Genomic DNA, 26,154 nt, shown 5'->3' with positions numbered 1-26,154 from the left:
TGAATTCTATTGCTTTGTTCGCTAAAAATTGGTCGTTTTTTTAACCAAATAAACTAAAGAACTAACCGGTTGAAAAATAAGTTAGTTAGATACAAAGGGACTATTCAGAATGAAAAAAATCAGTTTACTTGCAGCGTCTGTTGCTATTGCTCTAACCGGTTGTGGTGGTAGCGATGGTGGCTCAGATGATAATGGCACATCTCCAAGCGGCTCAATGATCACAGCATTTGATGGTTACTTTAAAAATGCAGTGGTATTCATCGATAAAAACAACAATGGCGTTTGGGATCACAATAGTGGCGACGTACTAATCGGCTTAACTGATGCAAAGGGTCAAGTACCTCTGAGCAACGTTACTATTGAAGACGGTCAATCCATCGCTGTTCAAACCGTAGTTCCTGGCTTCGTTCCATCCTCGGGGCTTTCTGCTCAAGACAAGCTGATCGAGATCGATGCTCAAAAATATGCGGGTATTTATACTGTTGACATGGACTTACCCGGTCAAGCCATGGAACACGAAGTAGTATTTCGAGCGCCTAAATCTTCTGATGTAATCTCCCCAATTACAGATCTAGTTGCTATCGAAATGGGTAAAGGTGCAACTGAAGCAGAAGCAATTACTAGCGTTGAAACTAGCTTAGGTGTCACAGAACTTGACCCTTACTCAGATTTCGTCGCAGATGCGGATAATGGTGATAATGACGCTGCTGTACTGCACAAAACGGCTCAAATTCTAACCGCCACCAAAGCTGATACCAATGTTGACTACGAAAATAAAGCAACAGATGTAGCCAAAGACGCAAAAGAACTAGCAGATAGCATCGCTGCTGATGACAGCCTAGACATTAATGATCCTAGCCTAGTTGTACCTGTCGATGGCGTACCTGCTGATCAAGGCGGCACACCAGAAGTACCAACTTACAAAACAGTAGTAAACCACAAAGTATATGAAACCGTAGAGAAATCATTTGATGATCTGGACCTAGAGCTAGGTGATAACGGTTCTAGCGACTACTTAATCAATGCACTCGATATCAGTAAGCTATTTGAAAATGCTGGTCAAGGCATTGTTATTAACCCTGACAACTTCTTTATTTCTAACGCATCTACCTCTGCGCTAACAGGTTCAAATATTGATGTTGGCCTAGGAAACCCTGATGGCGACAAAAGCAAGCTCTACTTAGGCGTTAGCCCATCTAAAAAGATCGAAAAAGCTGGAGAGTTCGATATCACAATTGAGCTAAGAGAAAGCTCCGATGTGAATTCTAAGCTTGTCGTTTCTGCACGTTTCGAATTAGAAGTAGATAAAGGTCAAGCTACGGCTCCAGAAGTTACTGACGTACTAGAGCAAATCGAAGACACAATTGAGCAATGGGAATTAGTTGAAGGCCAAGCAGTTGATACAAATAACCCTATCTACACAGTCAGCTACTCAGGCCTATTCAACAGTGATAACGAACTTGATATCTACGTTAAGACAAACTTACACTCGAATGCACTAGAACTTCATCAGAACCCTGGCAACGAGACTATCGAACTGTTTGGCACACCTAAATTATCAAGCGAAGACACCGGTCTAGATTACAAGATCTGGTTTACAGCTAGAGATAAAGAAACAGGCTTAGAACAGGTTGTGACTCTGGACGTTCCAGCAATTGCAGAAGAACCAGAACCGGAGCCAAACCCACTAGAAGGTAAAACATGGTACCTACTAGAGCACGGTAGCGATGATGGCGATGACACAGATGGCAAAGATTACTCTCGCGTTTGGTGTGACTCAATAAAACTAGAGGATGGTATCGTTTACTTCAATGAACGTTCACAAGACAATCGCACTCAGTGTTCAGAGCCGACAACTCAAGTCGATCAATCAACTTACGTTATTAACGACAACGGCGATGCTGAGATTACATTCAAATGGACACCTAAAGGTGAAAGCCAAGAACTGTCTGAGACACATACCATCACAATCGCTGATGATTCAGATGATATCGCTAAGGGCGCACTAACAATCGTAACTAGCTACGACAGCGTTGAAGATGACAGCAATCAAATCTTCTCTGAGCGTTATGTTTACTTTACTGATAAAGCAGATGCAGAAGCTCGCCTAAACGTTAAGTCTGATGACGATGGTTACGGTCGAGGATTTACTTACCACTTCCCTGGTGAAGAAGTAAACATGTGGAACCTAGGCCAAGTGTCTATTGCCTTATCAAACGAGCGTGACTTTGATGGTGAAGATATCAATACTTCTGATGCCGATATCTCATTCGATGACCCGAACCAAGATATTAAATGTGAATACCTGAGTGAATTTTTCCACAGCTTTGCAATTACTGGAGACGATATTGGTGTTGTAAGAAGTACTCCTTTTGGTGGTCACAACTTTGAGTGTAGTAACTCAGAAGAGAACGGTGTTTGGTACTCAAATATCGACTTCGATATCCCACAAAAATTGACTGTCGGTAATGTTTACAGCGTAATTGGCTACGTTAAAACAGCAGAAAACAGCTCTAAAGACCAAGGTGAGTATATCGAATCAGTGAAGTTCAACATCGAGTGGACAGGTACTGCAAACGAAGACTAATCATCTGCGAGATAACCTCATTACAACCAGCCCCGCTTTGGCGGGGCTTTTTTATAGCAGAACAAAAAAGCAGACCACATTGGTCTGCTTTTCGTTTCAGGCTCTGATTCACTACTTAGTACACATGATATTCAGAAGTGATGAGCCTTTAATTTGAGTCACTTTACCGTTGGTAAATAGGCCGCGGCGCTTATCACCCCAGTAAGGTAAATGCATTGGCCATTGGTTAGCCTTCATTATGTTAGCTTCAAGCAATAGCTGCCATTGCTCTTCCGTTGGTAAGCCCATACCTAGCTGGCGACATACTTGCGCAGCACCATCATAATCGAAACGATTCCAAGGTAAGCCATACTCCATATAGAACTGATCATCGCTAAACATGATGTATGGCACTTTGAACTGCACATCACCAATGATAGCTTCACGGCGCACAGAAATTTCGCTTGCCGCTTGAGTGGATTTAGTTGGCGCAGTAACAGGTACAGGAGCGACCGGCTTAACCACTTTTGGTGGCACAATAACCGTCGCCGCTTGCTTTGACTCAGCGACTTTCGGCTTAGTAACCACTGGCGCTTTTGCTACCGCTTGACGAGGTTTAGTTGGCGCACCTTTCGCAACTTCACGTATAAACGCTTCTTTGTAGCGAGCGATGGTTTTTACCTTGGCTAGGTCTTGCTTAGCCTCTGAAAAATCTGAGTATGGACCAATCAGACAACGCGCATTGCGGCCTTCAATTTTCGCCCACACGTCGGTTGAGATCTTCGGGTAAATCACTTTGGCTTCTTTCACTGTCAATGGCTTGGCAAATACCCCACATTGAATCCAGAAGTTAGATTGTTGCGCCTTTGGCTGTTGCTTACCCCATAAGCCTTTACCAATTGGGCAGGACTTATCTAACAACGGTAAATCTTGAGTTGATGCCTGAGTCGCATCACATAAAAAATCTTGTGCATGAACGGGCGCAGCGAAAGCAGCCAAACAAAGTAAAGAGGCTGAAAAAACTTTAGCGAGAGGCTTGAATGGCATCATTGCCATGTTTGTTTCCATATTGTCCAATAAACCTATTTTATTCATTGCCTGATCACGGGCCACATTGCGAAATATATTTATATTAGATAACAAGGCTCTACCAGAGTTCCTTTGAAACTTCATATTGCAACTCCACTCATTCGCGATTGCGTAATTATTGACGTCGTGCCGTATACAAAATGTCGATGCAAAAAAAGAGCCGTAATTTCTTACGGCTCTCAGTTTAAGTCAATTTTCGATATAAACCCTAGATTGGATCACCCTTTATAGATTTTCGGGTTAAATACATCTCGCAACCAGTCACCTAATAGATTGATTACCAACACTAAAGTTACCAACACAATACCTGGGAAGGCGGTAATCCACCATGCGCCAGAGAAGATGTAGTTAAATCCAGTACTGATTAGCGCCCCTAGCGATGGCTGATCAACGGGCAAGCCCAATCCTAGGAAGGAAAGTGCCGCTTCTGACATGATGGCATTTGCCACCTGTACGGTTGAGATAACCAAAATCGGTGATAAACAGTTAGGCAGAATATGGCGGAACATAATGCGCGGCGCTTTAAAGCCCATCACGCGAGCCGCTTCCACATACTCTTTCTTCTTCTCAGCGAGTACTGAGGCTCGAATGGTTCGCGCATATTGAGGCCATTCAGCTACACCGATAATCACCACCAGCATCACTACCGCATATTGGCTATAAAAATCACTACCAAAACTGGCTTTGAATATAGCGGATACGATAATTGCCACCATCATGGTTGAGAACGACAGCTGCACATCAGCAAAACGCATCAAGAAGCTATCAATACGACCACCGAAGTAACCGGCTGATAAACCAATCACAATACCTAGAACCAGCTGTAGACCAACGGCTAAAAAGCCAATGGTAAGAGACAAGCGTGAACCATACAAAATGGTCGAAAGAATATCGCGCCCTTGTTCATCAGTACCTAATAGAAAACGCTCATCACTGCCTTCCATCCACGCAGGCGGTAGCTCTGAATCTAAGATATCAATCGAGCTTAAATCGTAGGGATCGGTCGGCGCAAAAATAGGGGCAGCCAATGCCATGACTAAGAACATCATGAACACAGTAAAGCTCGCCATCGCGACTTTATCGCGCTTGAAGTAGTACAAGAAATCCGATTGTGTAAATCGCTCCCAACGAGAAGGAGCGGCGCTTTGAGTTGCTACATTGTTCGCCATCACTATGCTCCTTTACCGGTTAGATTCACGGTTGGGTTAATTAGCCCATACAACAAGTCGACAATGGTGTTCGTCACCACGAAGATAAGCCCAACAAAAATCACGTAAGCCGTAATCAATGGGGTATCGACTCGGTTGATCGCTTCTAGGAAAAGGAAACCAGTACCCGGCCATTGGAACACCGTCTCAGTCAAAATGGTGTAAGCCACCATAGTACCGATCTGCACACCACCAACGGTCAAAACAGGCAGCATGGTATTTTTCAAGGCATGCTGATAATAGATTTTGTTCAGCGCTAGGCCTTTCGCCTTACCGAACTTAATGTATTCCGAACTGAGCACTTCCAGCATCTCAGAGCGAACCAAACGAATAAACAATGGCAACATAATCGAGGCCAGCGCCACACAAGGCAAAATCAGGTGCGCTAAGCCATCTAATGTAAAGAAGCCCGACTCCCAACCCAGCACATTGGCGGTTTCTCCCCGCCCGTAGGATGGTAGCCAACCTAGCTCGATGGAGAAGACATACATCAACATGATCGCGGTTAAGAACACCGGAATAGAAATACCCACACTACTTAGCGCCATCACCACTTTAGTAAAGAAACTTTTAGGATGGATTGCGGAATATACGCCAAGTGGAATCGACAATACGACGATGATAACTGACGCGCCAAAGACCAGCTCTAGAGTCGCGACCAATTTATCGAGAATCACTTCAACCGCAGGACGTTTGAAGAAGTAAGAAGTACCAAGATCACCCTGTATAGCAGCGCCTACAAAGCGAGTGTATTTTGTAATGAAGGGATCATTTAAGCCGAGCTCATCACGCAGCGCTTGGCGCTCTGACTCTGAAACCGACTGACCGACAAGCTCACGTAGCGGGTCACCCAGATTATCCTGAATGGCAAACGCCACTAAACTGATCACAAACATCACTATCAGTGCCTGAAACAGGCGCTTGACCAGAAACGAAAACATTCCTTGCCCCTTTCTTTCCTTAGAGAGTCATTTGCCGACATCCTTGGCGAACACCGAGTTGATTGGCAAATCACTAAATCAGTCTTGAGAGAGGTACTTAACCCGACTGAAACAAGGCTAAGTACCTAAACAGTTAATCACTTAACAAAGTCACTACCTACTTTAAAAAGTAAGCAGTCACTTCGTAGTTAACCCTTCTCTTACTTAACCACTAGGTCACCAAAGTAAGGGAAGTTCATCGCGTTCACGATAGGCTCAATCTCAACGTTCGCTTTTGCACCCCAAGCAAGGTTTTGCCAGTGTAGAGGAACAAATGCCGCGTCGTTGTATAGTGTCGCTTCAACCGTTTTCAGCATTTCAGCACGCTTAGCTGGGTCCGTTTCTACGTTTGATGCTTCAACTAACTTATCCACTTCTGAGTTTGAGTAGTAACCACAGTTGTATTGGCCTTTACCTGTTGCTTCGTCACGCGTCATGGTTAGGAATTCAGAGAAGTTCGCTGAATCTTCTGTATCTGAGTGCCAACCAATCATCAGCATGTCTGCTGCACATTTATCAAACTCAGGCCAGTATTGCGCTTTAGGCATGGTTTTCAGATCAACCTTAATGCCAATCTTAGACAGCATTGCCGCTGCAGATTGTGCAATCTTGGCATCGTTCACGTAGCGGTTGTTAGGCGCCATCATCGTTAGGCTAAAGCCATCTGGGTAGCCAGCTTCCACCATTAGCTGCTTAGCTTTCTCTAGGTCAAAACGTGGAACAAGCGCTTCATCATAGCCTGCGTAGCCTGATGGGCCTTGTTGACCAGCAACCGTCGCGAAGCCTTTCATTACTTTATCAACGATACCTTCGTTGTTAATCGCATGAACAATCGCCTGACGAACGCGTACATCTTTCAACGCTTCATTGCTGTTTTGGTTCATTTGGAAAGTAATGATTCGCGTACCAGAAAGCGTCACAAGATCGATATCAGACGCGCTTTGAACACGCTTGTGATCGTTCGGTGCAACTGGAGCAATCATATCTACGTCACCAGACAGTAGCGCAGCAACACGTGTTGCCGACTCTTTAATTGGCACAAGTGTTAGCTTATCTACGTTACCCGTCTCTTTATCCCAGTAGCCGTCAAAGCGTTCAAACTCAACTTTCACGCCTTGCTCACGCGCCGTTACGATGAATGGACCTGTACCAGATACGTTCGTCGAAGCGAACGAGTTACCGTGCTTAACCACTTCCGCTTTATCTTTGCCGTCAGCCGTTGTGCCGGTGTAGAACTTGCTGTCCATCGGGAAGATGTAAGTCGCAGTTTGTAGCACAAGTGGGTAAGCCGCTTTTGATACGAGCTCTACCGTGTAGTCATCCACTTTCACCATCTTCTCGTACGGTTCAAAGATCGCTTTAAAGTCTGGAGAGTTTTTAAGACGGTCAAATGTCCATACAACATCATCAGCCGTCAGCTCATTACCTGAGTGGAATTTCACACCCTTACGCAGTGCAAAGCGGAAAGTGGTGTCATCCACACGCTCCCAGCTTTCTGCTAGGCGAGATTCAAAATCTAAAGATTGGGTGTAACGCACTAGAGGGTCAAATACCATGTGCGACATCTGTAGCGTACCGCCAGATAGCTGCTCATGTGGGTCTAGTGATACTGGGTCAGCATCGTAAGCCACTTTAATCGCTACTTCCTGCGCCACTGGCTGCTCTACTTTCGCAGCCTCTTGCTCTGCAACTTTCTCTTCTTTTGGTTGCATCGCAAAATAGATACCACCTGCAGCCACTACTGCAACGGCGACTGCAATCTTGGTTTTCATACTCATCTGCATAACTCCTTATGCGGGATAGCTATCCCTAGTTTATGTTGTGTTTGCATCTTAGCTATTCGCAGGCCACGGCCTTTGAATAGGTCGGCTTAAGCCGTTTTTACCCCTTCTCTTAAGCCAGTAAATTCCGGCATTAAGGAAATTAGTTGTTTGCTGTAATCATGTTGAGGATCTGTGTAGAGCTGCTCAGTTGGTGCGACCTCTAATAAGGTACCCATTTGCATCACGCCGACTCGATCGCACATCTGGCGAATGACTGGCAAGTCATGACTAATGAATAACATGGTGAGGTTTAACTCATCTTGTAGGTCTTTGAGCAGGTTAAGAATCTGCGCTTGCACTGATACATCCAGTGCAGAGGTAGGCTCATCACAAATCAACAATCGTGGGCGCGTCGCTAAAGCACGAGCGATTGAGATACGCTGACGCTGACCACCAGAAAACTCATGGGGATACTTCACACCCGCCATTTTGCCTAGGCCAACGTGATCCAATAGATCGTTAACGATCTGTCTCGTTTCTGTTTCATTGCGCGTCAGCTTGTGGAATCGAATAGGCTCAGCAATGATGTCGAAAATCTTCATTCTCGGGTTCATTGACGTATATGGGTTCTGGAACACCATCTGCATTTGACGACGCAACGGACGGCGCTCTTTTTCAGATTTCAGACCGGTTAAATTAATACCTTCAAATGTCACTTTGCCTGAGTTCGGCTGATATAGACCGGCAATAACGCGGGCAATGGTCGATTTACCTGAACCTGATTCACCGACTAAACCAAACGTCTCACCTTCATGCACTTCAAAGCTGACATTGTTTGAAGCTTGAACATACTCACGACGACTTTCAAACAACGAGTCTTTAGTAATAAAACGTAGATTGACGTTCTCAACCTGTAATAACGGGCCAGTGTAATCTCGGTGATCTTGGCTTTGACCTAGCCAGTGATTTTTGACATCCAGTTGCTCCATTTCCTGAGCTTCTTCGATGTAGCTAACCAGTGGGAAACGGTCTAACTTGATATCGGAACGAGGAACGGCAGAGATCAAACTGCGGGTATAAGCGTGGTCTGGGTCGCCAAGTACTTTCGCTGTCGGGCCAAACTCAACCAAATCACCGCGATACATCACCGCCACACGATCTGTCACATTGGAAACCACACCCATATCGTGAGTGACCAACATACAACCGACATTTTTCTTAATGCATAGCTCACGAATTAGATTAAGGATTTGGTCTTGAATCGATACATCCAACGCTGTGGTTGGCTCATCCGCGATGATTAAATCGGGTTCACCCGCTAGAGCGATCGCGATAACCACACGCTGACGCATACCACCAGAAAATTGGTGAGGGTACTGCTTAAGGCGGTTTTCAGGCTGTGGAATGCCCACTTGCTGCATCAAAGAAAGAGCACGTTGATATGCCTCTTCTTCTGAAACTTTCATATTGGCATGAATCGTTTCTTTTAGTTGATGCTCAACCGTGAAAAGAGGATTTAGAGAGGTCATTGGATCTTGGAAAATAAACCCAATTTTTGAGCCGCGCACTTTACGCATCTGCTGCGGGGTGAGACCAGAGATCTTCTCTCCATCTAAAAATACTTCACCATCCGCGATAACCCCAGGAGGGCTCAGCAAGTCGATCACCCCGTTACCAACGGTTGATTTACCTGCACCCGACTCGCCCACTACGCCCACGATTTCTCCACGTTCAATATTGAACGATAAAGATTTAACCGCGGCATGAACACCATGACGAGATGGGTATTCAATACGAAGATCTTTAACTTCTAAAAGTGACATTACCAGACCTCTACTGCTATGGCAGTTTTCTGCCCTGTCTGATACCTGTCGCCACAACAATTAACCATTCTCGAAAAAGAAATAGCCGAACACTAAGCTGCTGCAACAAGTATTAAGTGAATCCATTCTTTGTCAGTACATCATTCTGACAGTTACAAGCTGAACAATTTGGCAAAAAATTCACAGAAAAGCAACAAACACAGTGAAAAAAGTCGAATTTGCGCATATTTTAAGCAGCTCATAAACGAATATTTGCATAATCAATTATGCTAACTTTAAGAAAAACCTAGCCAAAACAACCTAAAAGCTCGCTATATGGTGAGATCTCATAAAACCCCGTCAAACAACAAGAATAATTACCCACAAATAGGAATATAAATTCATTAACAAAAACAAAACAAACATTTAGTTATAGATGTAAAAACAACACACGAGACCACCATAAAAACCAAAAGGCAGATTATTACTCTTTATTTTCAATTGTAAGCAGTCACTTTAACGATAGTAGATATTTAGAAGTCGCGCGGGTTATTTGTAGAAACCACCCCGAGGATTGGAATAAGAGAGCTAGAAAAGAAAAGGTCGGTGAAGAGATATATCTTGAACATCAGGCGAACCCTACTCTGTTCGCACTCTGTATTTCAAGACTTCAGAATGTAAAAAAGCCCCGTCATTTCTGACGCGGACGGCCAGTCGAGGCTTTCTTATGGTGGTCGGTGAAGAGACATACTTTGAACATCAGACGACCCCACTCTGTTCGAAGTTCAGATCTCCAAATGTAAAAAAGCCCCGTCATTTCTGACGAGGCTTTCTTATAGTGGTCGGTGAAGAGGGATTCGAACCCCCGACCCTCTGGTCCCAAACCAGATGCGCTACCAAGCTGCGCTATTCACCGACAAAATTAATGGGGTGGCTAACGAGATTCGAACTCGCGACCACCGGAATCACAATCCAGGGCTCTACCAACTGAGCTATAGCCACCACTAATTTTTTTGTATAACCGCATTTGCGATTATTGAAATAGTGGTCGGTGAAGAGGGATTCGAACCCCCGACCCTCTGGTCCCAAACCAGATGCGCTACCAAGCTGCGCTATTCACCGACTTATGTTTTGTCCCGATAAAATCGAAACTGGAAACCTCTATCTACTGAGTAAACTAGGTTACCGAAATAATGGGGTGGCTAACGAGATTCGAACTCGCGACCACCGGAATCACAATCCAGGGCTCTACCAACTGAGCTATAGCCACCACTATCTGTTTTACCGATATTCCTCCAGGCAAATGGCGCGCCCGAAAGGATTCGAACCTTCGACCTTTGGCTCCGGAGGCCAACGCTCTATCCAGCTGAGCTACGGGCGCATGCCCCATCGGCGGAGTGGAATAATACGTATATCACACTATGTCGTCTAGTACTTTTTCAAGTTTTTTTATCGTTTGACGCCTTTTTGGGCGATTGATGGCGAATAAAACCCTACAAATGGTGTGACATACACCTTGCCATGGACAAGTTGTTGTTTATTGCAACATCCGCTCGATATATAATCACCTAGTATTTACATTGATTTAACCACGTTAAACCTTGTAGAACATCTTATACTCTAATATCAATGCGAATAAAAACATCAGCTAAGAATGATAACGCATTGGAATAATAATTGGTGAGTCAGTGCTCATCTTCTGGAATGTACAGTGAGTTAAATGGATATGTCTCGAAAAATCTTTACCGCTTTAATAGCGGCAGCGACTTTCTCTTCCGCGACGTTTGCCCTAAACGTCAGTCCTGAAGAGCATGACGCAATTGCAGAAAGAATTAAGCCAGTCGGTGATGTCTATCTTGCGGGTGCAGAGCCTGTCGTTGTAGAAAGAAGCGGCCCACGAGATGGCGCAACGGTCTACGGAACGTTTTGTACCGCATGCCACAGCACTGGGGTAAGCGGCGCACCGGTCACTGGTGATGCCAATGATTGGGCACCTCGAATTGCGAAAGGTAAAGATGTACTGGCCGATCACGCCATCAACGGTTTCAATGCCATGCCAGCTAAAGGTTCATGTATGGACTGTTCCGATGAAGAGATTATTGCTGCTATTGATCACATGATCGAAGGCCTATAACCAACAACACAACAGTTAAAGGCTTAGCAATCTGCGTTAAGCCTTTGAATTGGTTGTTTTATAAAAATAGGCTCAAGAGAAGCGCATTTGTGACGATACAATAAGTAGGCAGTATGATTTTCGAACACTTTCGGAGATGCTTATGAAAATCACATCCAACTCTTACCTCCCACACCCAAGGGAGAATCACATTCATGAGCAACACACTAAACCTTCACAAAGTGAAGAATCACAGTCAAAAATCGACCCTCACGATGTTAAGTCTAAACAGCAGCTGCGTCAGATTGTTGAGCATCTCAACTCTGCACTGCCTGAACTGAGCAATAATTTAAGTGCCAATATTGTCAATCACGGCGGTCAAGCGATGATCGAAATACGTAATGGAGATACGGTAGTGAAGCGTATTTCTGATGGTGAAATACTCGCGTTTGTCGAGTCCCGTAAAAGCGGAACGCCTCACCTAATAGATCAATACATTTAGTCTTTCTTAAACATCGCTCTTAGGTTGGCAATGTGCGCCTGACCTTTTGCCATGCGCTCTTCTTGAGTTACTGGCTTTTTAGTTGCTTCCCATTCAACATCATCAAACGGCAGTTCATCCAGAAAACGACTTTGCGTCGGTTTGATTAATTCACCAAACTGACGACGTTCACGACACATGGTAAATGTCAGCTCCTTCTGCGCGCGTGTGATACCTACATACATAAGGCGGCGCTCTTCCTCAACGTTCTCTTCATCAATACTGGTTTGGTGAGGCAAGATGCCTTCTTCAGTACCAATCAAGTACACATAAGGGAACTCTAGGCCTTTGGAAGCATGTAGAGTCATGAGCTGGACTGCATCGCTGTCATCATCTTCTTCACCGCGCTCCATCATGTCACGCAGGGTCAAACGTTGAACGACTTCTTTGATTGTCTTCTCTTCTTGGTCATAGTTGTCACCTTCTAGATCGGCAACAATCCAAGAATAAAGGTCAGAGACGTTCTTCATGCGCATTTCGGCCGCTTTCGGGCTTGACGATGTTTCGTATAACCAATCTTCGTAATTGATATCACGCACAAGTGAACGAACAGCCTCCACCGTATCACCACGCTCTGCTTGATCCGCAATCTTCACCAACCAAGCGGTAAAGCGGCGCAAATTCTCTAGGCCTCGGCCAGTAAGATGCTGCTCTAAGCCCATTTCAAAGCTCGATTCGAACAAGCTTTTACCACGCATGTTGGCGTAACTGCCGAGCTTCTCTAATGTCACTGGGCCAATTTCGCGCTTAGGAGTATTCACGATACGAATGAACGCGTTGTCATCATCTGGGTTCACCAACACTTTAAGGTAAGCCATGATGTCTTTGATTTCTGCACGAGCGAAGAACGACGTACCACCTGATAACTTGTACGGCACGCGGTTTTGCATCAAAGATTTTTCAATCAAACGCGATTGGTGGTTACCACGATACAAAATCGCGTAATCACGATAGTCAGTTCGATTTAAGAACTTATGGGCAATGATTTCACCCGTAACACGCTCTGCTTCGTGCTCTTCGTTTTTCGCTAATAGCACCTTGAGCTTTTCACCATCCGGTAGCTCTGAGAACAGCGATTTCTCATACACGTGCGGGTTATTGGCAATCAAGATGTTTGCACTGCGCAAGATACGGTTAGTTGAGCGGTAATTTTGCTCTAGCTTGATCAGCTTAAGGTTAGGGTAATCTTCACCAAGCAGCACTAAGTTCTGCGGCTTTGCACCACGCCATGAGTAAATAGATTGATCATCATCCCCTACCACGGTTAAGCGCGCACGTTCGCCAACAATGAGTCTCACCAACTCGTACTGACTGGTGTTGGTATCTTGATATTCGTCCACCAGCAAGTAGCGAATACGATTTTGCCAGCGCTGACGCACTTCTTCATTGGTTCTCAGCAGCCAAACTGGCAAAGCAATCAAATCATCGAAATCGAGTGCGTTATAAGCTTTCATCTGCTTTTGGTACATTTCAAAACAGAAAGCAAACAGCTGTTGTTGTTCACCCTGAGCACGCGCTTTGGCCTGCTCAGGGGTCAACATGTCATTCTTCCAGTTTGAAATGGTGCTTAATAAGCTACGCAGCAGATCTTTATCGCCATCCAGCTGCTTCTCGGTAAGTTCTTTAAGCAAGGCCATTTGGTCTTGGTCATCAAACAGCGAAAAGCCCGCTTTCAAACCAAGGTGTTTGTACTCGCGCTTTAAAATGGTCAAACCTAAGGTATGGAAGGTAGAAACCATCAAACCTTTGGCTTCTTGCTTACCCAATGTTTGGCCAACACGCTCTTTCATTTCACGTGCGGCTTTATTGGTAAAGGTAACGGCTGCGATATTACGCGCCTTGTAACCACACTGCTGAACCAAGTACGCAATCTTGTTGGTAATAACGCGCGTTTTACCTGACCCTGCGCCAGCTAATACTAGGCATGGGCCCGATACATACTTAACCGCTTGGTCTTGTCCGGGATTCAGCTTCATGGAGTTCTCATTGGGTAAAAATAATGGCGCTTATAATAATGGCGCAATAGTTCAATTGCTATTATTAATACGTCGACCAATTTGGCCACCCTATCTGACAAATATAGAGCCAGTAATCGACTAATTTTCCTGATTTTTGTATAAATTTTATTGCACTAGTGGGCAGTAATTGGTCTATAATGAATGAACGTTCATTCATTGGTGGTTTCATATAATGGCCAACAACACTAACGTAGATAAGCAACAGCAGATACTCGATGCAGCCGAAAAGCTGATTGCAGAGACGGGCTTTCATGGCCTTTCAATGCATAAAGTGGCGAAACAAGCCGGCGTTGCAGCGGGCACTATCTACTGTTACTTCTCCGACAAAGAAGATTTACTCAACGAAGTGCGTTTGCGCGTCGCTCAACGAATCGCTACTGCGGTTCAGGCTGATGTCGATGATTCTGAACCGTTAAAAGTACGCTATCGTACTATGTGGTTGAACATTTGGAACTTAGCGGCGTCAAACATCAATGCATTGAGTAACCGGGTTCAATACGAATCGCTTCCTTGTTCTTCCGAGATATCAATCCGACTATTAGAAAAGAAGATGTTCTTTAAGGTAGACCGATTGTTCGAAGAAGGCAAAGAGCAAGGCGTATTTAAACCTCTAGCGAACGAAGTACTTTCGGGGCTAACTTTTGAAGCTTGTGTTGCGCTTGCTCGAAAACACGCTTTGGGATTTTACCATCTTGACGACGAGGCACTTGAAGCCGCTATCGACGCAAGCTGGGATGCAATAATTAATCACTAACTTGGAGTTCTTAATAGAATGAAAAAGTGGACTTTCTTTATGATTGTTATCGTCGTACTACTGTTTGGTAGTGTGATTGGTTTCAATCTATTCAAGCAACAAAAAATTGCCGAGTACATGGCAAACCTACCAGAACCTGAGTTTCCGGTAACGGTGACTGAAGTACAAGCTACCGACTGGGTGCCAGTGATTGAAGCGATCGGTTTCATTGAGCCAAACCAAGGCGTTACCGTAGCTAACGAAACTAGCGGTGTGATTGACGTGATCAGCTTTGAGTCAGGTACTCAAGTTGAAGAAGGTCAGCCTCTTATCACTTTGGACTCTGAAGTTGAAAGAGCTAACCTAAAGAGTGCTCAAGCTAAGCTGCCAGCAGCAAAAGCGAAGTACAAGCGTTACCAAGGTCTATACAAAAAAGGGTCTATTTCAAAAGAAGCGTATGATGAAGCTGGTGCAAACTACTTCTCACTTCAAGCGGAAATTGAAAGCCTTAAAGCGTCTATTGACCGCCGTGAAATCAAAGCGCCATTTGCTGGTGTCGTTGGTATTCGTAACGTTTACCTAGGCCAATACCTACAAGCAGGTAGTGATATTGTTCGTCTAGAAGACACCACCGTTATGCGCCTTCGCTTCACTGTTCCTCAAGCAGACATTTCTCGCATCAAACTTGACCAACAAGTCGACATTTTTGTTGATGCTTACCCAGAGAAAACGTTTGAAGGTTCTATATCTGCAATCGAGCCTGCTGTAAACGTTCAAAGCGGTCTGATTCAAGTTCAAGCAGATATTCCTAACAGCGATGGTCAATTGCGTAGCGGTATGTTTGCACGCGCTAACATCATTCTTCCTAAGCTAGAAAACCAAGTAGCGCTTCAGCAAACAGCGATTACTTATACGCTTTACGGTGACAGTGTGTACATCGTAACTGAAGAAGAAGGCGTTAAACGCGTTAAGCAGCATGTCGTTAAAATCGGTGAGCGTGCCGCTGATGTTGCACACGTACTGGAAGGTGTGAAACCTGGCGACGTTGTGGTGACTTCAGGTCAAGTTCGTCTAAGTAACCACGCGAAAGTTCGCATCGTAGAAAGTGATGCAACTACCCCACCAGCTGAAACACCAATGCTGTAATTGGAGGAATCATGCGCTTTACTGATGTTTTTATTAAACGTCCAGTTCTGGCGATTTCGATCAGCTTCTTGATAGCCTTGCTTGGTTTCCAAGCAATATTCAAGATGCAGGTGCGTGAATACCCAGAAATGACAAACACGGTAATCACCGTGTCTACTGGCTACTACGGTGCCAGTGCTGACTTGATTCAAGGCTTCATTACTCAGCCATTGGAACAAGCGGTCGCACAGGCCGACAACATCGACTATATGACGTCTTCGTCTGTTTTGGGCTCATCTACGATTACCGTAAACATGAAGCTCAACACTGACCCGAATGCGGCACTGTCTGACGTTTTGGCCAAGACAAACTCAGTTCGTTCTCAGCTTCCAAAAGAAGCGGAAGACCCAACTGTAACTATGTCTACCGGTTCTACCACAGCGGTACTTTACATTGGTTTCACCAGTGATGAGTTGTCGTCTAGTCAGATCACTGACTACCTAGAACGTGTAATCAACCCTCAGCTCTTCACGGTAAGTGGTGTATCTAAGGTTGATCTCTACGGTGGTATGAAATACGCACTGCGCGTATGGCTAGACCCTGCAAAAATGGCGGCGCTTAACCTAACTGCATCTGATGTGATGGGCGTACTTAACGCCAACAACTACCAATCAGCGACAGGTCAAGCTATCGGTGAGATGGTGCTTTACAACGGTAGTGCCGATACTCAGGTATCGAACACTGACGAACTTGAAGCGCTGGTGGTGAAATCTGGTGCTGAAGGTGAAGTGATTCGTCTTGGCGATATCGCGAAAGTAACACTAGAGAAAAGCCACGATATTTACCGCGCGAGTGCTAACGGCCAAGAGGCCGTGGTTGCAGCGATCAACGCAGCACCTAGTGCTAACCCAATTAACATCGCAGCCGATGTCTTAGATTTACTTCCTCAGTTAGAACGTAACCTACCGAGCAACATCTCCATGAACGTGATGTACGACTCAACGGTTGCGATCAACGAGTCCATTCAAGAAGTAATCAAGACTATCTTGGAAGCGGCGTTAATCGTACTGATCGTGATTACCTTGTTCCTAGGTTCGTTCCGTGCAGTACTGATCCCGATTGTGACTATTCCACTGTCGTTAATCGGTGTGGCAATGGTCATGCAATCTATCGGCTTCTCGTGGAACTTGATGACGCTACTGGCGATGGTACTGGCCATCGGTCTGGTGGTGGATGATGCGATCGTTGTTCTTGAGAACGTCGACCGTCATATCAAGTTGGGTGAATCTCCGTTTAGAGCGGCGATCATTGGTACACGTGAAATTGCCGTTCCAGTAATTGCAATGACACTGACGCTAGGTGCGGTATATGCGCCAATCGCGATGATGGGTGGTATTACAGGCTCGCTCTTTAAAGAGTTTGCTTTAACACTTGCCGGCTCGGTATTTGTATCCGGTATTGTGGCTCTGACCCTATCACCGATGATGTGTTCAAAAATGCTTAAGGCGAATGAAGAGCCAAGCAAGTTTGAGCAAAAGGTACACTCTGTTCTAGAACGCATGACTAACCGTTATGAGCGTATGCTTCAAGCGGTCATGGATCATCGTCCAGTGGTACTTGCGTTCGGTATTATTGTATTTGCTAGCCTTCCGATTCTGTTTAAGTTCATCCCAAGTGAACTCGCGCCATCAGAAGATAAAGGTGCAGTAATGCTGATGGGTACCGGCCCGTCTAATGCGAACTTAGACTACCTGCAAAACACCATGAACCACGTAAATGAAATTCTGTCTGCTCAGCCAGAAGTAGAATTTGCGCAGGTGTTTACGGGTGTGCCGAACTCTAACCAAGCGTTTGGTATTGCCTCGATGGTACCTTGGAGCGAGCGTGAAGCGTCTCAGTCTGAAGTGGCTAACCGTGTAGGTCAATTGGTTGGTGAAGTACCAGGAATGGCGGTAACCGCATTCCAGATGCCTGAACTTCCAGGTGCGGGTTCTGGTCTACCAATTCAATTTGTTATCACAACGCCGAATAGCTTTGAAAGCTTGTTCACTATCGCGACAGAAGTTCTGACCGAAGTGAAAAATAGCCCGATGTTTGTCTACTCGGATTTGGATCTAAACTACGATTCAGCGACGATGAAAATCAACATCGACAAAGACAAAGCAGGTGCATACGGCGTGACCATGCAAGACATCGGTATCACGCTAGGTACTATGATGGCGGATGGTTATGTAAACCGTATCGACTTAAACGGCCGTTCTTACGAGGTTATCCCTCAAGTAGAACGTAAGTGGCGTCTAAACCCAGAATCGATGAAAAACTACTATGTGCGTGCAGCAGATGGTAATGCAATTCCTCTGGGTAGCTTAATCACCATTGATGTTGTGGCAGAGCCTCGCTCACTACCACACTTCAACCAGCTAAACTCAGCAAGCGTGGGCGCGGTACCAGCTCCAGGCACTGCAATGGGTGATGCGATTACATGGTTTGAAGACATTGCGGAAAGCAAACTACCAGCTGGTTACAACCATGACTACATGGGTGAAGCCCGTCAGTACGTAACAGAAGGTAGCGCGCTATACGCCACCTTTGGTTTGGCATTGGCGATCATCTTCTTGGTTCTTGCGATTCAGTTTGAATCTCTGAAAGACCCAGTGGTTATCATGGTCTCTGTACCGCTTGCGATTTGTGGTGCTTTGATTGCCCTAGCATGGGGCGCAGCAACCATGAACATCTACTCGCAGGTTGGTTTGATTACGCTTGTTGGTCTTATCACCAAGCACGGTATTTTGATTTGTGAGGTTGCGAAAGAAGAGCAGCTACACAATAAGAAAAACCGTATCGAAGCAGTTATGGAAGCGGCAAAAGTACGTCTACGCCCTATCCTAATGACCACTGCAGCGATGATTGCAGGTCTTATCCCACTGATGTACGCAACAGGTGCAGGTGCTGCTCAGCGCTTCAGTATCGGTATTGTTATCGTTGCTGGTCTAGCGATTGGTACTCTGTTTACCCTATTCGTACTGCCAGTTATCTACAGCTACCTAGCAGAGAAACACAAACCTCTGCCAGTATTTGTAGAGGACAAAGATCTGGAAAAGCTAGCGCGAGTTGACGAAGCGAAAGCGGCTTGTCGCGAACTCGCGAAAAACAACCAATAAGTTGTTAAGTCGCTAAAGGCCACTTCGGTGGCCTTTTTTCTACCTCTCAACTTGAATCGCTTTTTTACTCTCTAATGGGCGACTTTCTAGATTGAATTACTTAAAATGTCGTCAAAGATACAGGAGTGATAACCACTATGTTTGATCCAAAAAAATTAGAGCAGATCGCTAAACAGATTCATGACTCAATGCCTCAACCAGTGAAAGACCTAGGTTCAGACGTTGACCAAAAAGTTCGCCAAGTAATCCAAGGCCAACTGAATAAGCTTGATGTTGTCAGCCGCGAAGAGTTTGATGTACAAACTCAAGTACTGCTACGCACACGCCAAAAGCTAACGGAAATGGAAAAGAAACTGGCTGACCTAGAAGAAAAACTAGCAGACAAGTAATCCAATACGTTTAATGAACACAAAAGAAAAGGGCTTGGTCAGTGACCAAGCCCTTTGTTTTTAGATGTTGTGTTTTTTTGTATTTATCACCCCAGTCAGCCTGGAGTTCTTACTGCTTTGCTATTTGTTTGCAATTACGCAGTATTAAGGTTTTATTTCTAGGAGAAGGCGCGCAGTTTGCAGTCGCAAATGAGCACCTTCGACAACGAAATAAAACATTAAGGCAAGTAATTTAGCCACCCACCGCGATGTTCTTCATATCGGTCATATACCCACGTAGCTCTTCACCGATGTATTCTACTGGGTGGTTACGAATCGCTTCATTTACTGCGATTAGCGTTGCGTTATCTACTTGGTTAGATGCTTCACCTAGGCCTTTACCGATAACGTCCGTGCCTACTGAAGGCATGAACTTCTCACGCAGTAGCGGTGTTGCTACATTAGCGAATAGGTAGTTACCGTATTCTGCTGTATCTGAAATTACTACGTTCATCTCGTATAGACGCTTACGTGCAATGGTGTTCGCGATTAGTGGTAGCTCATGCAGTGATTCGTAGTACGCTGACTCATCGATGATGCCTGATGCTGTCATCGCTTCGAATGCTAACTCAACGCCTGCACGTACCATGGCAATCATTAGGATGCCGTTATCAAAGTACTCTTGCTCTGAAATCTCAACATCGGTTGATGGGTAGTTTTCAAATGCCGTTTCGCCTGTTTCAGCACGCCAGCCTAGTAGGTTCACATCATCATTCGCCCAGTCAGCCATCATAGTGCTTGAGAACTCACCTTGGATGATGTCATCCATGTGCTTGTTGTACAGTGGGCGCATTAGATCTTTAAGCTCTTCTGACAGCTCAAATGCTTTAATCTTAGCTGGGTTTGATAGACGGTCCATCATGTGGGTGATGCCACCAAACTTCAGTGCTTCTGTGATGGTTTCCCAGCCGTATTGAAGCAGCTTACCTGCGTAGCCTGGGTCGATGCCGTCAGCAATCATCTTCTCGTAACATACGATAGAGCCAGCTTGCAGCATGCCACATAGGATAGTTTGCTCACCCATTAGGTCAGATTTCACTTCTGCTACGAATGAAGACTCTAGACAACCTGCGCGGTGACCACCTGTCGCAGCTGCCCATGCTTTGGCGATATCCCAGCCTTCACCTTGTGGGTCGTTCTCTGGGTGAACAGCGATTAGGGTTGGTACGCCAAAGCCACGTTTGTATTCTTCACGTACTTCTGTACCTGGACACTTAGGTGCAACCATAACAACCGTTAGATCTTTACGAATTTGCATGCCCTCTTCTACTACGTTAAAGCCGTGCGAGTAACCTAATGCAGCGCCTTGCTTCATTAAAGGCATTACTGTCTCAACTACATTGGTATGCTGTTTATCTGGAGTAAGGTTTACCACTAGGTCCGCTTGAGGGATTAGCGTTTCGTAGCTACCTACTTCAAAGCCATTTTCTTGAGCATTTTTGAACGACTGACGCTTTTCGTCGATAGCCGCTTGGCGCAGTGCATAAGAGACATCTAGGCCAGAGTCACGCATGTTCAGACCTTGGTTAAGACCTTGAGCACCACAACCGACAATCACCACTTTCTTACCTTTTAGGTAGTCTGCTTCTGTTGCAAACTCACTACGATCCATAAAACGGCAGCGACCTAGTTGGTCTAGCTGCTCACGCAAGTTTAATGTATTGAAATAGTTAGCCATTGCTGGGCGCTCCTTTAAGAATTATGTCCATACGGTCAGTAGGTTTGACTACTGAATAACTCGATACTAATGCAGACATTAAATTGCTTAAAGTGATATATTCACAATTAGTTATTGCAAAAAATGCAACGTAGACTTCATCTCTGCTCTTAAAGGGACTGCCAGTTAATGAACATCAAATGTTTACAGCTCTTCATTCACTTATGTGAAACCAAAAGCTTTGCCAAGACAGCCTCTGCCATGCACATCAGCCCTTCTGCACTCAGCCGTCAGATACAAAAACTCGAAGCGGAAACTGGCCAAGCTTTGTTATTGCGTGACAATCGCAGTGTTGAGCTCACCCCATCAGGTAAGAAGCTATTACCTGTTGCGCTAAACATACTGGCCGAGTGGCAAAACTATCACGCGCAATTTGCCGAGCTCGACCAAGAGCTTAAAGGTGAAATTCGTCTGTTTTGCTCAGTAACGGCCAGCTATAGCCATTTACCTGAGCTGCTGTCTGAATTTAGACTGCGTCACCCCTTTATTGAGTTCAAACTCTCTACCGGCGATCCGGCACAAGCCATTGATAAGGTATTAAGTGATGACGCTGACATCGCAATTTCGGCCATGCCTGACCAATTACCATCGCGAATTGAATTTGAACCGATCAGTGAAATTCCGCTTTCTGTAATTGCCCCTGCGGGTATCAGCAACTTCGCTCAACACTTGCAGCAAGAGCAACCTGATTGGAGCCAAATCCCTTTCATCGTGCCGGAAGCAGGAACCGCCAGAGAACGTGCAAACACTTGGTTTAAAACAATGAAGATTAAACCGAACATCTATGCTCAAGTGGCTGGCCATGAAGCGATTGTTAGTATGGTGGCGCTAGGTTGTGGCGTGGGTATTGCCCCTGACGTGGTGATTAACAACAGCCCAGTAAGAGATAAGATAGAAAGGCTTAAAGTCGCCTCCATTGCACCGTTTGAGCTAGGAGTGTGTTGCAAGCGTTCTCAGCTGGACAACCCGCTAGTTAAAGCGCTATGGAAGGTTGCACAAGAGAAATACATTGCGCTTTAAGCATCGCTAGATACAACAAAGCCACGCAAATTCGTGGCTTAATACTATGATCGCGAGTAGTTAGATCACTCTAGAGAACTGCTGCTGACGGGCTTTATCGCGTAGGTATTTATCAAAACACATACAGATATTACGAATCAGAAGACGGCCACGCAGCGTAACGCGAATCTCATTATCATCAACTTCCACCAGCTGATCATTGATGAAGGTTTGCAGCAATTCTAAATCTTGTTTGAAGTATTGGTTAAAGGTTAAACCAAACTCTTTTTCAATGAAGTTCTTATCCAGTTTGAAGTTACAAATCAGCTGTTTAATCACTTCACGACGAATCAAATCATCTTGGTCTAGCACCACGCCTTTCCACAATGCATGACGCTGCTCGTTCACCTGAGCGTAGTACTTCTTAAGCTCTTTTTGGTTTTGGCCGTAAGCATCACCGACCATAGAGATGGCTGATACACCAAAGCCAATCAGGTCACATTCACCTTGGGTGGTGTAGCCTTGGAAGTTGCGGTGAAGAATGCCATTACGCTGAGCCACGGCGAGCTCATCATCTGGCAGCGCAAAGTGGTCCATACCGATAAACTGATAACCAGCACCGGTAAGGGTTGAGATAGTATCTTGCAAGATAGCCATCTTCTCTTTGGCTTGCGGTAAATCTTCATCTTTGATTTTACGTTGCGCAGCAAACAGTTGCGGCATGTGGGCATAGTTAAACACAGACAAACGACCCGGCTGCATCTCTAGCACTTGCTTCAAGGTATCCGCAAAAGAGTCTTTCGTCTGCTTAGGTAAACCGTAGATAAGGTCTAGGTTAGTTGAGCGGAAGCCTAGCTTTTTCGCGCGTTTAACCATTTCAATGATGAACTCTTCATCTTGCTCACGGTTAACCAGTTGCTGAACTTCTTTATTGAAGTCCTGTACACCGATACTTAGACGGTTAAAGCCTTCACCGCGTAGGTGATCCAACACATCCATTTCGATTTCACGCGGGTCAACTTCGATACTGATCTCAGCCGTTTCTTCGAAATGAAACTCACCACGTAAAATAGCCATCAAACGGCTGATTTGCGATTTAGTTAAGAAGGTTGGCGTACCACCACCAAAGTGCAACTGTGTAACACGACGGCCTTGCAATAACGCAGCACGTGTACGGATTTCCAATTCAATCACATCAAGGTATTCATCCGCCTTGTGGGCGTGACGCGTAATAACCTTATTACAACCACAGTAGTAGCAAAGCTTGTGACAAAACGGGATATGGATATATAACGAAATTGGCCTTTCAGGGTATGCCGTGCACGCCATGTCGTAGTCAGCGATGGTAAACGCTTCATGAAACTCTAACGCGGTTGGGTAAGACGTGTAACGAGGGCCGGAGTAATTGTATTTATCCAGAACCGATTGGTCCCATACAATTTGTTGGCTTGCGACGACTTGCTGCGACATATTGATATTTCCAATTTGTGACTGAAAAGTCATAGTTATGTGAACGGTCTATTTTGCCATACGCAATGGATTCAATTGGTAAAGCGGGCCGTTTTTTGAGTACCAATACTCAGAATTGATAGTTCGATCACCTCTATTAATAATAAGTGATCGAACCGTATTTAAGCGAGTTAACTTAAAGCATCTGAATATTGATTTGATTGTTTAAAGGTTGCACCTTTGATTTCAGCTGCTTGAGCTCTTCAACAATCGATTCTTGCAGGCGAGATTCGGCTTTTTGTCGCGCTAGGTTTTGTTGCATGCGTTCTTTCTTGGCTAAGTTCTGACGGTCTTCACCACGCGCCATGTCTTTCACCACATGATACAACTCAGAGATCGCAGGATACGTAGCATCAAAATCAATGCGATCTTCACCTTGGACATAATCCATAATGCAGTAAACGCGAATGCTGATTTCTGATAAGTCGCACTGACCTTGAATACCTGCAAGGCACAAGGTGTTCACGTTTTCATAAATGTTCGCGTTACGTTTATCTATTGCAAGCTTTTGATGTTTAAGCTGCAATTCCTTTTGCTTCTTGAGCTGGAGCAGAAGGTAACCCGCGTATGAGGCTAAGCCAACAATAATGACTCCGCCCGCAATGGCTAATAAGGTTACATTCATGATGCGCTACTACCCTTTAAATTGGTCTAAATCTAAACCTTCGAATTGAGAAAGCAGATCATCATCAGAATGCGATTTCTTCTTCGCTAGCTTACTTTGCTGTGGCGCTGGTTCTAGCTCTAATTCCGCTTCTTCTTGCTCTTCTTCGTAAAGACCAAGCTGCTTCATTAGAACTTCGATGCGATCCAGTTTCTCATCAACGTATTTCTGTAGACCCGCACCTAGGTTTTCACCATTGTCTAAACGATCAAGCAATACGTTTAGTTGCGCGTCATTTTCAAGCATGTCTAGCTCTTTCTCAGCAGACACACGACGCTCAGCTTTAGTTGGCTTTTTAACTGTCTCAACCACTAGAGCGATTTTCTTCTTGCTGCCTAAACGCGGATCACGCGCTTGACCAACAGTTTGCTCTTTACGAGATTTCTCTTCAGAGTTACGAGTACCTGTTTTCAGGCCTTTGCGCTTTTTATCTCTTTTGCGTAAGCGACCTTCCACATCAGACTGTGTACGGTTGCGAACAACAATCAGGTCACCGTTGCCACCTGATTTGGCTTTTTTATTACGGCTCATTACTGGGGTTTCCTCAGTAAAATTACATCATTTCCAATAAATTCTAGTTCGAGCTTATCCCGCTCTGCCAAGTATTCAAACGTTTTACGGCTAAAAAAGATGACATGAGTAATGTCGTTCTTGTAATGCCATGTCGCAAACGCTTCAACATCGATCACCATCTTGGTCATAATACCAAGCCAGCCACCGGGCTTAACCAAATTCAACCATTGCTGCCACACTTTATCGGGCGTATATAAATGCTCAATCACCTCGGTGGCAGTAACAAAATCATATTGTTGTTTGAGGACAGATGTTTCAGGGTGATAGTAAATATCGTACAACGCCATGTTGTAACCCTGCTCTTGTAACATCAAAGATAGCGTTGGTCCGGGTCCACAGCCAAAATCTAGCCCTTGGCTATTGGCTGGAACTCGCGCCATGATCGGATCTGCCATTCGTGATAAAAATCGACGATAACCCATATCTTGTGGGTCATTTTGGTGCAAATCGTACTGCGATTTTTCTGCATCAGAGTCCAAACGTTGCTCAGGATTCACAAACACCAATTCACATACACCGCACTGTAAATACTCGCGACGTTTATCAAAATGATAGTGGTTTGATTGTGAGCCTTGGCAAAGTGGGCAGTTGTGCATCAATACATCCTCAAACGGGGATGCGAAACATACCAGAAACTGCGGTTAGAGTGGAGCACTATTGTGCAATTAATCGTCAAATTGATAAAAAATAGGTATAAAAAAAGCGATAGTAAACTATCGCTTCCTAATGCCTAGATGGCGAAACTGTGTGGTACGAAAATTTCGTACACCAATTATCCTTTTGTTTTTAGCGCTTTCCTTGCTAATTCCTAACAATTTAGGTGTCGTTTTTCATCGTCCTGATGAGTTTTGGCTTTCCGTTTCAACGTCCTGTTACTGGGCTAATCCCTAGCCTGGTTCCGTTTCCCTGTCTAAACCATTAGACGAGTTAACCATCCTTATTGAGTAAGCTTCCCGCCTACCTAAAGTCCTTTCTCCCGCCGCCAAGCGTCCCTCGCTTGCATCCTTGGAGACTATCCTAGTCTGTCTTCCTCGATCTGCTCCTTGCAGATGGGGTTACTTTACGCCGATCGCGAATGGAGACAATAAGCGCGAAAGAAAAATCAGCACCCGAAAGTTAAGAAAAACAAAAAGCACATACATACAAATAGTTACACCAATACACT

Annotated in this window: 19 protein-coding genes and 5 tRNA genes; 8 read left to right on the top strand and 16 right to left on the bottom strand. The window is 45.0% G+C overall.

Annotated features, from left to right (window positions below; translation table 11 throughout):
- Positions 1-109 precede the first annotated feature (109 nt).
- Entirely contained in the window at positions 110-2,587 is a 2,478-nt protein-coding gene (locus tag MU515_RS15855; protein WP_260261371.1) for a hypothetical protein, read from the top strand.
- A 111-nt stretch (positions 2,588-2,698) separates the two neighbouring features.
- Here the strand turns inward: MU515_RS15855 and MU515_RS15850 are convergent, their stop codons facing one another.
- The 10 genes from MU515_RS15850 to MU515_RS15805 all read right to left on the bottom strand — a co-directional run bounded on the left by MU515_RS15850 (position 2,699) and on the right by MU515_RS15805 (position 10,789).
- A complete protein-coding gene (locus MU515_RS15850) occupies positions 2,699-3,622 on the bottom strand; it encodes an SPOR domain-containing protein (RefSeq protein WP_260261370.1) in 924 nt (307 codons plus the stop codon).
- A gap of 251 nt (positions 3,623-3,873) precedes the next feature.
- The gene (locus MU515_RS15845) at positions 3,874-4,824 is read right to left on the bottom strand and encodes an ABC transporter permease (RefSeq protein ID WP_260261369.1); all 951 of its coding nucleotides are present in this window, start codon (positions 4,822-4,824) and stop codon (positions 3,874-3,876) included.
- A gap of 2 nt (positions 4,825-4,826) precedes the next feature.
- A complete protein-coding gene (locus tag MU515_RS15840) occupies positions 4,827-5,804 on the bottom strand; it encodes an ABC transporter permease (RefSeq protein ID WP_260261368.1) in 978 nt (325 codons plus the stop codon).
- Between the two features lie 200 nt (positions 5,805-6,004).
- Positions 6,005-7,555: an ABC transporter substrate-binding protein gene (locus MU515_RS15835; protein ID WP_432816157.1), complete on the bottom strand. Its 1,551-nt coding sequence runs from the start codon at positions 7,553-7,555 to the stop codon at positions 6,005-6,007.
- Positions 7,556-7,713: 158 nt separating this feature from the next.
- Positions 7,714-9,429 (bottom strand): dipeptide ABC transporter ATP-binding protein, encoded by a 1,716-nt coding sequence (locus tag MU515_RS15830; RefSeq protein ID WP_260261366.1) that lies wholly within the window; start codon positions 9,427-9,429, stop codon positions 7,714-7,716.
- An 818-nt stretch (positions 9,430-10,247) separates the two neighbouring features.
- Positions 10,248-10,324: transfer RNA gene (locus tag MU515_RS15825), tRNA-Pro, on the bottom strand.
- A 10-nt stretch (positions 10,325-10,334) separates the two neighbouring features.
- Positions 10,335-10,410: transfer RNA gene (locus tag MU515_RS15820), tRNA-His, on the bottom strand.
- 43 nt (positions 10,411-10,453) lie between these two features.
- Positions 10,454-10,530: transfer RNA gene (locus tag MU515_RS15815), tRNA-Pro, on the bottom strand.
- A 72-nt stretch (positions 10,531-10,602) separates the two neighbouring features.
- Positions 10,603-10,678: transfer RNA gene (locus tag MU515_RS15810), tRNA-His, on the bottom strand.
- Between the two features lie 34 nt (positions 10,679-10,712).
- Positions 10,713-10,789, bottom strand: a tRNA-Arg gene (locus MU515_RS15805).
- A gap of 339 nt (positions 10,790-11,128) precedes the next feature.
- On the opposite strand from MU515_RS15805, the gene MU515_RS15800 reads away from it, so the two are divergent.
- On the top strand, positions 11,129-11,542 hold the full coding sequence (locus MU515_RS15800) for a c-type cytochrome (RefSeq protein WP_260261365.1): 414 nt from the start codon (positions 11,129-11,131) through the stop codon (positions 11,540-11,542).
- Positions 11,543-11,684: 142 nt separating this feature from the next.
- On the top strand, positions 11,685-12,023 hold the full coding sequence (locus tag MU515_RS15795) for a hypothetical protein (RefSeq protein WP_260261364.1): 339 nt from the start codon (positions 11,685-11,687) through the stop codon (positions 12,021-12,023).
- Here MU515_RS15795 and rep read toward each other — a convergent pair.
- The gene (gene rep, locus MU515_RS15790) at positions 12,020-14,038 is read right to left on the bottom strand and encodes a DNA helicase Rep (RefSeq protein ID WP_260261363.1); all 2,019 of its coding nucleotides are present in this window, start codon (positions 14,036-14,038) and stop codon (positions 12,020-12,022) included. The genes MU515_RS15795 and rep overlap by 4 nt on opposite strands.
- A 214-nt stretch (positions 14,039-14,252) precedes the next feature.
- On the opposite strand from rep, the gene MU515_RS15785 reads away from it, so the two are divergent.
- The 4 genes from MU515_RS15785 to ubiK all read left to right on the top strand — a co-directional run bounded on the left by MU515_RS15785 (position 14,253) and on the right by ubiK (position 19,488).
- The gene (locus tag MU515_RS15785) at positions 14,253-14,834 is read left to right on the top strand and encodes a TetR/AcrR family transcriptional regulator (RefSeq protein ID WP_260261362.1); all 582 of its coding nucleotides are present in this window, start codon (positions 14,253-14,255) and stop codon (positions 14,832-14,834) included.
- Positions 14,835-14,852: 18 nt separating this feature from the next.
- The gene (locus MU515_RS15780; RefSeq protein WP_260261361.1) at positions 14,853-15,959 is read left to right on the top strand and encodes an efflux RND transporter periplasmic adaptor subunit; all 1,107 of its coding nucleotides are present in this window, start codon (positions 14,853-14,855) and stop codon (positions 15,957-15,959) included.
- An 11-nt stretch (positions 15,960-15,970) separates the two neighbouring features.
- A complete protein-coding gene (locus MU515_RS15775) occupies positions 15,971-19,099 on the top strand; it encodes a multidrug efflux RND transporter permease subunit (RefSeq protein ID WP_260261360.1) in 3,129 nt (1,042 codons plus the stop codon).
- Between the two features lie 137 nt (positions 19,100-19,236).
- Positions 19,237-19,488 carry a ubiquinone biosynthesis accessory factor UbiK gene (ubiK, locus tag MU515_RS15770; protein ID WP_260261359.1) on the top strand — a complete coding sequence of 84 codons (252 nt, stop codon included), beginning with the start codon at positions 19,237-19,239 and terminating at the stop codon, positions 19,486-19,488.
- A gap of 232 nt (positions 19,489-19,720) precedes the next feature.
- On the opposite strand, the gene ilvC is transcribed toward ubiK, so the two are convergent.
- Positions 19,721-21,205: a ketol-acid reductoisomerase gene (gene ilvC, locus MU515_RS15765; RefSeq protein ID WP_260261358.1), complete on the bottom strand. Its 1,485-nt coding sequence runs from the start codon at positions 21,203-21,205 to the stop codon at positions 19,721-19,723.
- A gap of 168 nt (positions 21,206-21,373) precedes the next feature.
- Here ilvC and ilvY point away from each other — a divergent pair, with 168 nt between their 5' ends.
- Positions 21,374-22,264, top strand: a complete 891-nt coding sequence (ilvY, locus tag MU515_RS15760; RefSeq protein ID WP_260261357.1) for an HTH-type transcriptional activator IlvY — start codon at positions 21,374-21,376, stop codon at positions 22,262-22,264.
- 60 nt (positions 22,265-22,324) lie between these two features.
- On the opposite strand, the gene hemN is transcribed toward ilvY, so the two are convergent.
- From hemN to MU515_RS15740, 4 genes are all read right to left on the bottom strand, one after another.
- A complete protein-coding gene (hemN, locus tag MU515_RS15755; RefSeq protein ID WP_260261356.1) occupies positions 22,325-23,713 on the bottom strand; it encodes an oxygen-independent coproporphyrinogen III oxidase in 1,389 nt (462 codons plus the stop codon).
- A gap of 175 nt (positions 23,714-23,888) precedes the next feature.
- Complete coding sequence (locus MU515_RS15750) at positions 23,889-24,377, bottom strand: DUF2489 domain-containing protein (RefSeq protein ID WP_260261355.1); 489 nt, start codon at positions 24,375-24,377, stop codon at positions 23,889-23,891.
- A 9-nt stretch (positions 24,378-24,386) separates the two neighbouring features.
- Positions 24,387-24,947, bottom strand: coding sequence for a Der GTPase-activating protein YihI (gene yihI, locus MU515_RS15745; RefSeq protein WP_260261354.1), 561 nt, complete (start codon positions 24,945-24,947; stop codon positions 24,387-24,389).
- Entirely contained in the window at positions 24,947-25,585 is a 639-nt protein-coding gene (locus tag MU515_RS15740; protein ID WP_260261353.1) for a class I SAM-dependent methyltransferase, read from the bottom strand. Before MU515_RS15740 ends, yihI begins: the two co-directional genes overlap by 1 nt.
- Between the last annotated feature and the right edge of the window lie 569 nt (positions 25,586-26,154).

The organism is Vibrio intestinalis (assembly GCF_025195085.2).
GTDB lineage: Bacteria > Pseudomonadota > Gammaproteobacteria > Enterobacterales > Vibrionaceae > Vibrio > Vibrio intestinalis.
Note: the sequence above shows the minus strand (reverse complement) of the source record. Positions and strands in the feature narration are given on the sequence as shown.